Origin of the sequence: Rhodanobacter sp. B05, from assembly GCF_002001085.1 — a bacterium.
Classification (GTDB): domain Bacteria; phylum Pseudomonadota; class Gammaproteobacteria; order Xanthomonadales; family Rhodanobacteraceae; genus Rhodanobacter.
Genome location: NZ_MUNU01000007.1, coordinates 110,650 through 124,211, shown reverse-complemented (window position 1 = coordinate 124,211; position 13,562 = coordinate 110,650). Strand labels below are relative to the sequence as shown.

The following is a 13,562-nucleotide window of genomic DNA, read 5'->3' as shown; positions in this document are numbered from 1 at the left end:
GGCCATGAATGTCGGCAATACTTCGGAGCAAACCCAGGGAGAGGTTTTCATGTCCGGACGATCGATCGCGCACGCGCCACGCGTGCTGGCCACCTTGCTGCTGGGCCTGCTGCTTGCCGCCTGCGGGCGCAGCCACGACGGTCATCCGCCCGCATTGCAGGGCGCACCCGCTACCGCCGGCACGGCCGCGCATCCGGCTGCGACGTCTGCGTTCGCGCTGGTCTCGGCCAGTTCGAAGACCAGCGATTCGCGCACCGCACTGACCTTGCGTTTCAACGCGCCGCTGGCCTCGGCGCAGAGCTTCGACGAGCTGATCGCGGTGACCGGTCCCAGGGGCGAGGTCGTCAGTGGCAGCTGGAGCCTGCTCGACGACGGCAGGACCTTGAGTTTTCCGTTCGTCCAGGCCAACACGCATTATGTCGTGGAGCTGAAGCCCGGCTTGCTGGCGGCGGACGGGCGCACGCTCGGCCATGCGCTGAAGCATGAAATCTATTCGGGCAACCTGCCGGCAGCGGTCGGCTTCGCCTCGCACGGCAGCGTATTGCCGGCGCGTGGCACGCGCGGCCTGCCGCTGGTGTCGATGAACGTGCACGACGCCGACGTGGAGTTCTTCCGCGTACACGACGATGCGCTGTCGGACCTGTTCTGTGCCTATCCGCGCAATGGTCATCGCGACAGCTACGAACTCGATCACGAGGTCAGCTACTACAACAAGTGTGGCGAAGGCGACGACCGCCGCAGCCGCATGCCGATCACCGAGATCGCCGATTCGGTGTATGCCAACCACTACACCCTGGGCGGCGAACCGAACGAGCGCACGGTGACCTATCTGCCCGTGCAGAACATCAGGGAACTGTCGCAGCCGGGCGTGTACATGGCCGTGGTCAAGGCGGGCGGCAGCTTCCAGGGCGGCTACGACACCGCGACTTTCTTCGTCAGCGATCTTGGCCTGCACCTGCGCGTGTACCGCGACAATGCGTTGCTGCACGTGGCCTCGCTGCGCGACGGGTCGCCGGTCAGCGGGGTCGATATCGACATCCGCGATGCGTCCGGCCGCAGCAAGCTCAAGGCCGCCACCGGCGCCGACGGCAACGCGCTGCTTGCCTACAAGGTCAAGGCCTCCGACGTGCTGGTGGCGCGCCACGGCAAGGATGTGTCGGTGCTGCCGTTCAACAAGCCGGCACTGGACGTATCCAATTTCGACATCAGCGGGCGCCGCCAGGCGCCGTTCGAAGTCTACGCCTGGTCCGGCCGCGACCTGTATCGCCCCGGCGAGACCCTGCGCGCCTCGGCTCTGCTGCGCGACGACGACGGCAAGCCGATGAAGCCGCAGTCGCTGTTCGTGCGCGTGAAGCAGCCGGATGGCCGCACCCTGGTGGAGAAGGAGCTGAAGCCGCAACAGCTCAATTATTTCGAGCTGAGCCAGGCGATCCCGGCCGATGCGCCGACCGGCCTGTGGCAACTGGAGTTTCGACTCGATCCGGCCAGCAAGGACACGGTGCAGGCGTTCCCGTTCCACGTCGAGGAGTTCCTGCCCGAGCGGCTGAAGGTCGAGCTGTCCGGCCCGCAGGCGCGCTTGCTGCCGGATCAGCCGCTGAAACTGAAAGTGGCCTCCAGCTATCTGTACGGTGCGCCGGCCGCCGGCAATCGCTTCACCGCCAAGCTGATGGTGGCGCCGGAGGTGCATCCGATCGCGGCGATGAAGGACACCTTCTTCGGCGATCCGCTGGTCGACCTGCCCAAGAGCGCCGCCGACGCGGTCGATGCCAAGCTCGATGCGCAGGGTGTGCTGGAGCAGGATGTGGCCTTGCCCGATGACGTCAAGCCGGTTGCGCCGCTGGCGGTGACCCTGTCCGGCAGCGTATACGAAAGCGGCGGCCGCGCCGTCACCCGGTTGCTCAAGCGCACCTACTGGCCCGCGGATGCGCTGGTCGGCGTGCGCCCGCTGTTCGACCCGAAGCAGGGCGCCGCGAGCGAAGCCCCGGCCGGCTTCGAGATCGCGCGCGCGAACGTCGACGGCCAGCTGGTCGCCGGCAGCCACCTGAAGGTGCGCCTGCAGCGCGAACTGCGCGATTTCTACTGGCTGTACGAACAGAACGGCGGCTGGAAATCCGATGCCAACCAGCGCCTGCAGCTGATCGACGAAAAGGACATCGACGTCGCCGCCGGCAAGTCGGTCCACGTCGAATTCCCGGTGGAGTGGGGCAGCTACCGGATCGAGGTGTACGACCCGGCCACCAAACTCACCACGGTGTTTCCGTTCTTCGCCGGCTACAGCTGGGACGACGAGAACCTCGGCAGGGAGGCGCGCCCGGACAAGGTCAAGCTGCAGCTGGACAAGGCACGCTATCGCGCCGGCGACACCATGAAGGTCACCGTGACACCGCCTCATGACGGGCCCGGCGTGCTGCTGGTGGAATCGGATCACCTGCTCTACACGAAGAACATCGACGCGAAAGCCGGCAGCACGTTCGAGATCCCGGTGACGAAGGACTGGGAGCGCCACGACGTGTATGTCACCGCCCTGGTGTTCCGCGGCGGCGAGGCGGACGAGCACACCACGCCGGCCCGTGCGGTGGGCATCGAATACGTGGCGATGGACCGCAACGACCGGCGCATCCCGCTCAAGCTCGACGCGCCGGCGCTGATGCGCCCGGGCAACCCGCTCGACGTCAGCGTGCAGGCCAGCGGACTGGCCGGGCAGCAGGCATTCGTCACGCTGTCGGCGGTCGACCAGGGCGTGCTCAACATCACCGATTACCCGGTGCCGGACGCCTGGGCCTGGATGTTCGCCAAGCGCGCGCTCGGCATCGACGCCTATGACTTGTACAGCCGCATCATCGAGGCGATGGATGGCGCGCAGGCGAAGCTGCGCTACGGCGGCGACATGAGCGGCAAGGCGCTGCCGAAGGCGGCGCGGCTCAATCCGAAGGTGCAGATCGTCGACCTGTTCGCCGGCCCGCTGGCGTTCGATGCGCAGGGCAGGGCGCAGTTGCATGTCGAGGTGCCCGATTTCAACGGCAGCCTGCGTCTGGCCGCGCTGGCTTATACCGACAGCCGCTACGGCAACGCCGACGGCAACGTCACCGTGCGCGCGCCGCTGGTGGTCGAGCCGAGCACGCCGCGGGTAATGGCCGCCGGCGACCAGGCGGTGATCAGCCTCGACCTGAAGAACCTCTCCGGCAAGGACGGCATGGCCAGGGTGACGGTCACCGGCGGCGGCCTGATCAAGGTGAACCAGGCCACGCAGAGCGTGGCCCTCAAGGACGGCGCCGGCACCACCTTGCAGATGCCGGTGACGGCCGCGGCGGGCGCCGCGGTAGCCACCGCCGACATTCATGCCCAGCTCAACGATTACCAGGTCAACCGCCACTTCGAATTCGCGGTGCGGCCGGCGTGGCCCGAAGTGGTGCGCACCACGCCGCTGGCGCTGGAGGCAGGCAAGCCCGAACACTTTGGCGCCAGTGCGATCGCCGGTTTGCTGCCGGCCACGGTGCGTGCGCGGCTCACCCTCAGCACGTTGCCGCCGTTGCCGTATGGCGCCGCGTTGCGCGGCATCCTCGACTATCCCTACGGCTGCATCGAGCAGACCACCAGCAAGGGCTACGCCGCGTTGGTTCTGGACGGCGCCACGGCCAAGGCGCTGGGTGGCCCGGTGATGAGCGACGAGGTGCGCAAGGCAGCAGTCGAAAGTGCGTTGTCACGGATCGCCTCGTTCCAGGCCAGCAACGGCCACTTCAGTTTCTGGGGCGGCTCCAGTCCGATCGAGACCTTCACCACGCCGTACGTGGTCGACTTCATGCTCGACGCACGCGACGCCGGTTTCGCGGTGCCGCAGGACGTGCTGCAGAAGGCGCTGCAACGGCTCAACGACGACCTGCTCGCCGGTGGCCATCCGTACTACGGCTACGAGCGCCACGACCACCTGCGCCTCGCCGACGAGGCCTACTCGGGCTTCGTGCTGGCGCGCGTCAACCGGGCTCCGCTGGGCACGCTGCGGGCGATCTTCGACAACGAGCGGCAGAAACTGGTGGCGCCGTTGCCGCTGCTGCACTTCGGCATCGCGTTCAAGCTGATGGGCGACAACGAGCGCGCGCAGAAGGCGATTGCCGAGGCGTTCGCCTGGAGCAAGGAACGGCCGTGGTACGTCGGCGATTACGGTTCGGAACTGCGTGACCTCGCGCTGATGGTGGCGCTCACGCACACCTACGGCATGAACAAGCCCGAGTACGACGCCAGGCTGGTCGACTGGGCGCGCAACGCCAGCGCCAACGTGCGCCAGCGCCAGCAGCAGGACAAGAACTACCGTTGGTCGTGGTCGTACCTCAGCACGCAGGAGCAGGCGGCGATCGCCCGCGTGGCCGCGGCATTCGATGCGAAGAGCCACGCACCGCTGGCCGCCTCGATGACGGTGGCCGGCAAGAGCGAAACCGCCCCGGACAGTCGCGTGTGGAGCCGCGAGCTCCGTGCCGCCGATCTCGACGCCGGGGTCAGCGTGCAGCCGACCAGCCCGGCGGCGATCTTCGCCACCCTCGACGTGGCCGGCATCCCGAAGACGGCGCCCATGCCGGACGACAGCCAGATCGACGTGCGCCGCAGTTACTTCACCACCGACGGCAAGCCGTGGAGCGGTACGCAGTTGAAGGAAGGCGACACCCTGATCGTCGAGCTGCGCATCGAGGCGCGCATGGACATCCCCGATGCGCTGGTCACCGACCTGCTGCCTGGCGGGCTGGAAGTGGAGAACCTCAACCTCGGCGGCGCGCAGCAATGGACCGGGGTGGTGATCGACGGCATCAACCTCGACCAGCACGACTCCGCCGCGCAGGTGGTGCACGAGGAATACCGCGACGATCGCTACGCCGCCGCGCTCAACCTCAGTCGCGGCGACGCAGCCCACGTGTTCTACCTGGTGCGCGCGGTGACTCCGGGCACGTACACGGTGCCGCCGCCATTGGTCGAGGACATGTATCGGCCGGCGATTCGCGGTATCGGCAAAGTCGATCCAGCGAAGATCACGGTGGTGGAACCCTGACCTCGCGATACCCGTAGGAGCCCGCTCGCGGGCGATGCTCTTGCTCCAGATGCACACCATTGATCAGATCAAGAGCATCGCCCGCGAGCGGGCTCCTACGACGATAGGGGCATGGACGTTTTCATGATCAGTTCCACTTCGTCACTCCGCTCCCGCACGCGGCGCTGGCTGCGGGGCGTGGTCATAGCGGGCGCCGCGCTGTTGCTGCTCGCCTTCGTCCTCGACCGCCTGTTCCCGCTGCACCTGCCGCCGCCGGACAGCGGCAGCACGGTGGTGCTGGCGCGCGATGGCACGCCGCTGCGCGCGTTCGCCGACGGCGATGGCGTGTGGCGCTACCCGACCACCGCGAAGAAAGTGTCGCCGCTGTATCTGACCGCGTTGCTGCATTACGAGGATCGCTGGTTCTACCGTCATCCCGGCATCAACCCGTATGCGTTGCTGCGTGGCCTCGCCGGCGGCATCGTGCATGGGCACGTCGTGTCCGGCGGCTCCACCCTGACCATGCAGGTGGCGCGCATCATCGAGCCCGGCTCGGGTTGGTTCCGTCCGCATACGTTTCGCGGCAAGCTGGTGCAGATCTTCCGTGCGCTGCAGCTGGAAGCGCACCTGAGCAAGGCGCAGATCCTCGACCTGTATCTCAACCACGCGCCATTCGGCGGCCCGATCGAAGGCGTGGAAGCGGCGTCATGGGCCTACCTCGGTAAACCGGCCAGCCAGCTGTCGCGGGCGGAGGCGGCGCTGCTGGCGGTATTGCCGCAATCGCCCAGCCGGCTGCGGCCGGATCGCCATCCCGAAGCAGCGCGCACCGCGCGCGACAAGGTGCTGCGTCGCATGCGCGATCTCGGCGTGTGGAGCGCCGCCCAGGTACGCGAAGCGGAGATCGAGCCGGTGGTCGCCCGCTCGCTGCGTGCCCCGCTGTCGGCGGCACTGCTGGCGGAGCGCCTGCATCGGCAGTATCCGCGAGAGCGGCGCATCGTCAGCACGATCGATGCGAACCTGCAGCGTGCGTCCGAGGATCGGGTCAGCAGCTATCTGTCGCGCCTGCCGGCGCAGAGCACCGCCGCGCTGCTGGTGGTCGACAATGCCACCCTGGAAACGCGCGTCTATCTCGGCACCAGCGACTTTGCCGACCCGCAGCGGCATGGTTATATCGACATGGTCAGTGCGCCACGCTCGCCGGGCTCCACCCTGAAGCCGTTCCTGTACGGACTGGCGCTGGACGACGGCCTGATCGATTCGCAAAGCCTGCTGGTCGACGCACCGCAGGATTTCGGCGGCTACCAGCCAGGCAATTTCGACGAAGCATTCAGCGGTCCGGTCAGCGCCGCCGAGGCCTTGCAGCGCTCACTCAACGTGCCGGCGGTGGACGTGCTCGACCGTGTCGGCCCGACCCGCTTCGTGGCGCGGCTGGCCAACGGCGGCATCGACCTGGGACTGCCCGATGGTGCCAAGCCGAATCTGTCGATCATCCTCGGCGGCGCGGCCACGCGACTCGAGAACCTGGTCGGTGCCTACTCCGCGTTCGCCAATGGCGGCATCGCCGGCACGCCACGCTACACCCCGCAGCAGCCGGCCAGGTTGCGTCGGCTGCTGTCGCCGGGCGCGGCCTGGATCATCCGCGAGATCCTCGGCAGCAACCCGGCCGATGTCGAAGGCGCGCCGCTCGCCGGCGTGATCAACCGGCATGCCAACGTGGCCTGGAAGACCGGCACCAGCTACGGCTACCGCGACGCCTGGGCGGTCGGCGTCACCGATCGGTGGACGATCGGCGTGTGGATCGGTCGCCCGGATGGCACGCCGTCGCCCGGTCAGTACGGCGCGGTGACCGCGCTGCCGCTGCTGTTCCAGATCGCCGACATGTTGCCGCAACGCGGTGGGCGCACGCATGCAGCGCAGCCGACCAGCGTGCGTGCGATCGACATCTGCTGGCCGCTTGGCGCCGCCGCGGCAACTACGCCGGCACCGCTGTGCCGGCAGCGCCGCACGGCATGGGTGCTCGATGATGCGATTCCGCCCACCTTCGCCGAGCGCGATCTCGGCGCCTGGTCATCCGGCCTGCTCACGCTGCGTGTCAACCGGCACGGCCAGCGGCTGAGCGGCGCCTGTCACGCCGCGCACGAACAGATGATCCAGCTCGCACGCTGGCCGGTGCTGGCCACGCCCTGGTTGAGCGTCGACGATCGTCGCGCCGCGGCATTGCCACCGCTGGCCTCGGGTTGCGCCGCCGATTCGCTCGATCTCGCCAACCCGATCCGCATCGCCGGCCTCAACCCCGGCGTCACCCTGCGCCGCGCGCCGAACAGCGATCATCCGCTGCGCGTGACGCTCAACGCGATCGGCACGCAGGGCGCGGTGCAATGGTTGCTCAACGGTCGGCTGCAAGGCAGCAGCGTGGGCGCGGCGTCGATTCTGCTCGCGCTCCCGCAAGCCGGTGACTACCGCGTGACCGCGCTGGCCGCGGATGGCGCTTTTGCCACCCTGCCGCTGCACGTGTCCGGTTGAGCGGCGCCCGCGGCCCGCGGATCGCATCCGGCGCGCCGGCGTAGCCCCGCGGACAGCGGCGGCTGCGTCATCACATCGGCCAGCCCGTGCCGTGCGGGTGCCGTGGCGCAGCGGTGAGTCAGTCGCCGCCGCTGGCGGCCCTGCGAACCGTTGATTGCAGCTCTGGCTGGGGTCGCCCGGTCGGGCCGGGCCATCCATGGGTTGCGATGACTTCGGGTATTCTCGGCCCGTCGAGAGGGAAGGCAGGGTGCTTGCGGCGAATGGGACGCTGCCGGGGGAGGCGAAAAATGGTTCTCCAGGTGAACATGGCGTGGCTCGGGCGCAGCGGCGCACCGGGTCGCAGCACCGCCGGCTGGCGCATCGCGCACCGGCTCATCTGCATGCTGTTGCTGGGCCTGGTCTGCTGGCCGCTGATGGCGGCTGGCCAGAACAAGGACACCGGGGCATTGACCTTCGGCATCCTGCCGATCGGTGGCCCGTCCGAATCGCTGGTCGCCTGGCGTCCGATGCTGGACGACATGAGCGAGGCACTGCATCAACACGTGCGCAGCATCTCGGTGAGCACCTACGAGGGTCTGGCCCAGGCGATCGCCGAGGACCGCGTGGACGTGGCTTTCGTATCCGGTCGCATGGCACTGCAGGCGGTGACCCGGGATCGCATGGAAGTGATCGCCCAGCTGACGCGCGGCGACGGTTCGCACGGCTACTATGCGGTGCTGCTGGTGCGGAAGGACTCGCCGATCCGCACGCTGGCAGACCTCTATGCCCAGCCGGGCCACTGGCGCTTCGCGCGGAGCGAAACACTGTCCACCTCGGGTTACCTGGTGCCGGAAACCGAACTCTTTGCCAGCCACAAACTGGATTCGGACACCTTCTTTGCCACTGTCAAGGTGGACAACCACCAGAACAACGCACTCGCCGTCGCCAATGGCGAAGTGGATGTGGCTACCAACAACACGGCGGACCTGGAGCGCTTCGCGCAACGTTTTCCCGATCAAGATGCGCGCTTGCATATCCTGTGGAAATCCACCCTGATTCCGCATGCGGTGATCATCGTGCGCCAGGGTCTTGCCCCTACGCTGCAGGCCGATATCGCCGCCTTCATCACCCACTATGCCAAGGATGGCCGCAATGCCGCGTCGGAGCTGGCCAAGCTGAAGCGGATCCACGACATCAGCGGCTTCGCACCGGCCAGCAACGTGGTGCTGACACCGTTCGCCGACATCGACTATCACCTCGACCGTCGGCGCGCGCTGAATGTGCGCTGGGTGAGCGATGCCGCCATGCAGGCGCGGCTGCGGAAGATCGAGAGCGAGCACCAGCAGGTTCTGCAGATGCTCGAGGGCACCGCAAGCACACCGTAGTGGTGGATCCGGGTTGTCGGCATGGCGCGTGCGGGCGATCGCAGCGGGCCGCGAGTCGGATGGCAACTGCTGCTGCGGCTTCCGGATCTGGTGGGCCCACCAGGACTTGAACCTGGAACCAGCGGATTATGAGTCCGATGCTCTAACCAATTGAGCTATAGGCCCGTGCAAGGGCGTCAGTTTACCGTAGCGTGCGCCTTGCATACGAGGATAGCGGGGCAGAACGCAGTGGTGCATGCGATGGGGCGAGGGGTAGGCTAGTCCTCCCCCACAGACCGGAGAGTACGCATGAACACCGAAGCGATAGCGAAACGGCTGGTCGAGTTGTGCCGCGAAGGGAAGTACGAGGACGCGCAGCGCGAGCTGTATGCGGATGATGCAGTGAGCATCGAGCCGGACGGTTTGCCGCCTGGCGCGTTGGGCAGTGTGCAGGGACTGGCGGCGATCTACGAGAAGGGACGGCAGTTCGGCGCGATGATCGAGGCCGTGCATGGCGGCAGCGTGAGCGAGCCGGTGATCGCGGAGAACTGGTTCAGCGTCGCGCTGGCGATGGACGTGACCATGAAGGGACGTGGCCGGGTGAACATGAGCGAGATCTGCGTGTACCGCGTGCATGGCGGCAAGATCGTGCGCGAGCAGTTCTTCTACGACGTCGGCTGAACTCCTGACTGAAATGAAGAAGCCCCGCATCGGCGGGGCTTCTTGGTCAAGCTGGCACCGTGATTACTCGACGTCGAGGAACGAGCGCAGCTGTTCGGAACGGCTGGGGTGACGCAGCTTGCGCAGAGCCTTCGCCTCGATCTGGCGGATGCGTTCGCGGGTGACGTCGAACTGCTTGCCGACTTCTTCCAGCGTGTGATCGGTGTTCATGTCGATGCCGAAGCGCATGCGCAACACCTTGGCTTCGCGCGGGGTGAGCCCGGCGAGCACGTCGCGCACGGTTTCCATCAGGCCGGTTTCGGTGGCCGAGTCGATCGGCGAGCTGGCATTGCCGTCCTCGATGAAATCGCCCAGATGCGAGTCCTCGTCGTCGCCGATCGGGGTTTCCATCGAGATCGGTTCCTTGGCGATCTTCAGCACCTTGCGGATCTTGTCCTCGGGCATCTCCATTTCCTTGGCCAGTTCTTCCGGCGTGGCCTCGCGGCCGAACTGCTGCAGCATCTGGCGGGAAATGCGGTTCAACTTGTTGATCGTCTCGATCATGTGCACCGGGATGCGGATGGTCCTGGCTTGATCAGCGATGCTGCGGGTGATCGCCTGGCGGATCCACCAGGTGGCGTAGGTCGAGAACTTGTAGCCGCGGCGGTATTCGAACTTGTCGACCGCCTTCATCAGGCCGATGTTGCCTTCCTGGATCAGGTCGAGGAACTGCAGGCCGCGGTTGGTGTACTTCTTGGCGATCGAGATCACCAGGCGCAGGTTCGCCTCGACCATTTCCTTCTTGGCGCGCCGGGCTTTCGCCTCGCCGCTGGCCATGGCGCGGTTGATGTCCTTGATGTCGATCAGCGGCAGGAACAGCTTGCGCTCGATCGCGGCCAGTTTTTCCTGCTCGGCGTCGATCGCCTCGCGGTGCACCTTGATGTTCGGCGACCACTTCTGCCGCTTGCGGCTGAGCTCGGCCACCCACTCGAGGTTGCCCTCGTTGCTGGGGAAGGTCTTGATGAACTCGGCCTTGGGCATCTTCACCTGCTTGACGAAGATGTCCAGCAGCACGCGCTCGTGATGGCGGATGTCGCCCACCACTTCGCGCAGCTTGCGCACGAAGCCGTCGATCAGCGCGCTGGGCAGCTTGAGCTTGAGGAATTCCTCGGCCATCTGGTCGCGCAGCTTGACGATCTTCTTGTCGGTGATGCTGGCCGCTTTCGGCGCGGCCTTCTGGAACTTGGCGTAGTAGTCGCGCAGCAGCTCCATGCGGCGCTTGACCTCTTCCGGGTCGGGACCGGTCGGGCCGGCTTCTTCCTCTTCCTCGGCGGCGCCCTCTTCTTCGTCGTCGCCGTCGGATTCCTCGTCGAGGCCGAGCTCGGCGGCTTCGGCGGCCGCGGCTTCCTTCTCCTTGCGGGCGAGGTCGGCGGCTTCCTCCAGGTCGAGGAAGCCGGCCAGGATCTCACTGAGGCGGCGCTTGCCGTCCAGGTGCTGGTCGTATTCCTCCAGCAGCAGTTCGATCGTCAGCGGGAAGCTGGCGAGCGCGGTCTGCACTTGGCCGAGGCCTTCCTCGATGCGCTTGGCGATGGCGATCTCGCCCTCGCGGGTGAGCAGCTCGACCGTGCCCATCTCGCGCATGTACATGCGCACCGGGTCGGTGGTGCGGCCCACTTCGGCGTCGACGGCGGAGAGCAGGGCGACGGCTTCCTCGGCGGCGGTTTCGTCGTCCGCGCCGGAGTCGGCCTTGTCGGCCACAGTATCGCCATCCGGCGCCGCGTCGTGCACCTCGATGCCGACGCCCTTGAGCACGGCCATGATGTCTTCGATCTGCTCCGGATCGACGATGTCGTCGGGCAGGTGGTCGTTGATTTCGGCGTAGGTCAGGTAACCCTGCTCCAGACCCTTCGAAATGAGGGCCTTGATTTCCGACTGTTGCTCGTGGGGAGCTTTGCTGTTCATGGATTAACCGACTGCCAAGGGGGTGCAAGAACCGGACATTATAGCGATGTGCTGCTTTTTTGACCAGTTTTCAAGGGAAAGATTCTGCAGTTCGGGCACGCAAAATTCGCGCCAAACCGCGGTACTGGCAAGCGCCGCGTGCGTCGTGCCGGGAAGCGTCGCTCAGGCCGTGTCCAGCCAGAACGTGACCGGGCCGTCGTTGACCAGCCGGATCACCATATGGGCACCGAAGCGCCCGGTTTCCACCCCCGGATGCGCGGCCCGTGCCAGTTCCAGCAGGCGCTCGAACCAGCGTCGGCCCTGCTCGGGTGGCGCCGCGCGAGTAAAGCTGGGGCGCATGCCGGAACGGGTGTCGGCGGCCAGGGTGAACTGGCTGACCAGCAGCAGACCGCCGCCGGTGTCGCTGAGCGAGCGGTTCATCCTGCCTACTTCGTCGGCGAAGACCCGGTAGCCCAGCAGTCGCTCCAGCATGCGCCTGGCCTGCGCTTCGCCGTCGTCCGGCTGCACCGCCACCAGGGCGAGCAGGCCCGCGCCGATCGAGCCGATCGTCTCGTCACCGACCTGGACACTGGCGGAGGTTACGCGCTGGATCAGGGAGATCATGGGATTCGGGATTCGGGATTCGCAAGAGCATAAGCGAAGTCCGGCCGGCCGGTGGCGGGATGGGTCCTCTACACTTTACGGACATGCGCCCCGACATCTACCTGATCTATCTCTGTCTGCGCCTGCTGGCCTTGCTGCCGTTGCGGGTGCTCCATCGCTGCGGTGCCGCTCTCGGCACGCTGGTGTTGTGGCGAGGCGGGCGCACGGCGCACCACACCGCGGTGAACCTGCGCATCGCGCGGCCAGCGCTGCCTTATGACGACCGCGCGCCACTGCTGCGCGAAGTGATGGCCGAGGGCGGCAAGTCGATCAGCGAGATCGTCAAGGTCTGGGGCAGCGACGCCGAACGCGCGCTGACGCTGGTGCGTGAGGTGCGCGGTGAAGACCTGTTCGATGCTGCGCTGGCCGCGGGCAAGGGCGTGATCATCGCCGCGCCGCACCTGGGTTGCTGGGAACTGCTGAATTACTGGCTGTGCCGCAAGACGCCGATGGCGATCCTGTACCGGCCGCCGCGCATCGCCGCCGTGGAAGGACTGTTGCGCGAGGTCCGCGGTGCGCTGGCGCCGGAGCAGATCCGAGCCGATGGCGCGGGCGTGCGCACCCTGTACAAACGGTTGGCCGCCGGTGGCACGGTGGGCATCCTGCCGGACCAGAAGCCGCGGGCGGGCGAGGGCCGGCTGGCGCCGTTCTTCGGCCGCGACGCGCTGACCATGGTGTTGTTGCCGCGGCTGGCGGCGCGCACGGGTGCCACCGTGCTGTTCGCGTTCGCCGAGCGCCTGCCGGCGGGCGCGGGCTATCGCATCCATCTGCTGGCGGCACCATCCGGCATCGACGACCCTGATGCGCAGGTCGCCTGCACGGCGCTGAATCGTGGCGTGCAGGACTGTGTCGAGCTGGCGTTTACCCAGTACCAATGGCAATACAAACGTTGGTCGGCCGATGGCCTGGTCAGCCCATACGATCGCGAGAACGGGTAGATACCGTCTCGCTCCTCGTTATGCAACCGTGCCATCGGCAGGTACGCACGACGGTGTTTCGTAGGAGCCCGCTCGCGGGCGATGCTCTTCCGAATCCCGAATCCCGAAAGATAAAGCATCGCCCGCGAGCGGGCTCCTACGTAAGATGGCCTTACGGTGGGGCCTTGTCCAGGCGCCGCAGGAACACGGTCATTTCCTTCTCGGCCTGCTTGTCGCCGCGACGGTTGGCGGCGGCGATGCCGCGACGCCAGGCATCGGCAGCGGCATCGGACTGGCCGGCTTCGAGGCAGGCCTTGCCCAGCAGCTTCCATGCCGCCGAGTAGGTCGGGTCGAAGACCACGGCGCGCTGCAACTCCTCGATCGCCGCCGTCGAGTCGTTCTCGCCGAGCAGGGCATTGCCCAGCGAGAACCGCAGCAGCGCACCATCGCGCGGGCCGCCACGTTGCTGGCGCAGGTTGTCGACCAGGGCGCTCATGCCGA

The 13,562-nt window shown here is 67.0% G+C and carries 8 protein-coding genes and 1 tRNA gene; 5 read left to right on the top strand and 4 right to left on the bottom strand.

The features are described 5' to 3' along the window. The first annotated feature begins 49 nt into the window (after positions 1 to 49). The 3 genes from B0E47_RS02435 to phnD all read left to right on the top strand — a co-directional run bounded on the left by B0E47_RS02435 (position 50) and on the right by phnD (position 8,901). Entirely contained in the window at positions 50 to 5,035 is a 4,986-nt protein-coding gene (locus B0E47_RS02435) for an alpha-2-macroglobulin (protein WP_077512144.1), read from the top strand. Positions 5,036 to 5,158: 123 nt separating this feature from the next. After that, the gene (pbpC, locus tag B0E47_RS02430; protein ID WP_254422772.1) at positions 5,159 to 7,537 is read left to right on the top strand and encodes a penicillin-binding protein 1C; all 2,379 of its coding nucleotides are present in this window, start codon (positions 5,159 to 5,161) and stop codon (positions 7,535 to 7,537) included. A gap of 287 nt (positions 7,538 to 7,824) precedes the next feature. After that, the gene (gene phnD / locus B0E47_RS02425) at positions 7,825 to 8,901 is read left to right on the top strand and encodes a phosphate/phosphite/phosphonate ABC transporter substrate-binding protein (protein WP_254422771.1); all 1,077 of its coding nucleotides are present in this window, start codon (positions 7,825 to 7,827) and stop codon (positions 8,899 to 8,901) included. Positions 8,902 to 8,989: 88 nt separating this feature from the next. On the opposite strand, the gene B0E47_RS02420 is transcribed toward phnD, so the two are convergent. Further along, positions 8,990 to 9,066, bottom strand: a tRNA-Ile gene (locus B0E47_RS02420). Between the two features lie 123 nt (positions 9,067 to 9,189). Between B0E47_RS02420 and B0E47_RS02415 the strand changes: the two genes are divergently transcribed. Beyond that, positions 9,190 to 9,561 (top strand): nuclear transport factor 2 family protein, encoded by a 372-nt coding sequence (locus B0E47_RS02415; protein ID WP_077512140.1) that lies wholly within the window; start codon positions 9,190 to 9,192, stop codon positions 9,559 to 9,561. Between the two features lie 63 nt (positions 9,562 to 9,624). Here B0E47_RS02415 and rpoD read toward each other — a convergent pair whose 3' ends face one another. After that, a complete protein-coding gene (gene rpoD / locus B0E47_RS02410; protein WP_077512138.1) occupies positions 9,625 to 11,502 on the bottom strand; it encodes an RNA polymerase sigma factor RpoD in 1,878 nt (625 codons plus the stop codon). 162 nt (positions 11,503 to 11,664) lie between these two features. After that, positions 11,665 to 12,105 carry a D-aminoacyl-tRNA deacylase gene (gene dtd, locus B0E47_RS02405; protein ID WP_077512136.1) on the bottom strand — a complete coding sequence of 147 codons (441 nt, stop codon included), beginning with the start codon at positions 12,103 to 12,105 and terminating at the stop codon, positions 11,665 to 11,667. Positions 12,106 to 12,188: 83 nt separating this feature from the next. On the opposite strand from dtd, the gene B0E47_RS02400 reads away from it, so the two are divergent. Further along, the gene (locus tag B0E47_RS02400; protein WP_077512134.1) at positions 12,189 to 13,082 is read left to right on the top strand and encodes a lipid A biosynthesis acyltransferase; all 894 of its coding nucleotides are present in this window, start codon (positions 12,189 to 12,191) and stop codon (positions 13,080 to 13,082) included. A gap of 151 nt (positions 13,083 to 13,233) precedes the next feature. Here the strand turns inward: B0E47_RS02400 and B0E47_RS02395 are convergent, their stop codons facing one another. Next, positions 13,234 to 13,557, bottom strand: coding sequence for a tetratricopeptide repeat protein (locus tag B0E47_RS02395; protein ID WP_077512132.1), 324 nt, complete (start codon positions 13,555 to 13,557; stop codon positions 13,234 to 13,236). Positions 13,558 to 13,562: the final 5 nt, after the last annotated feature.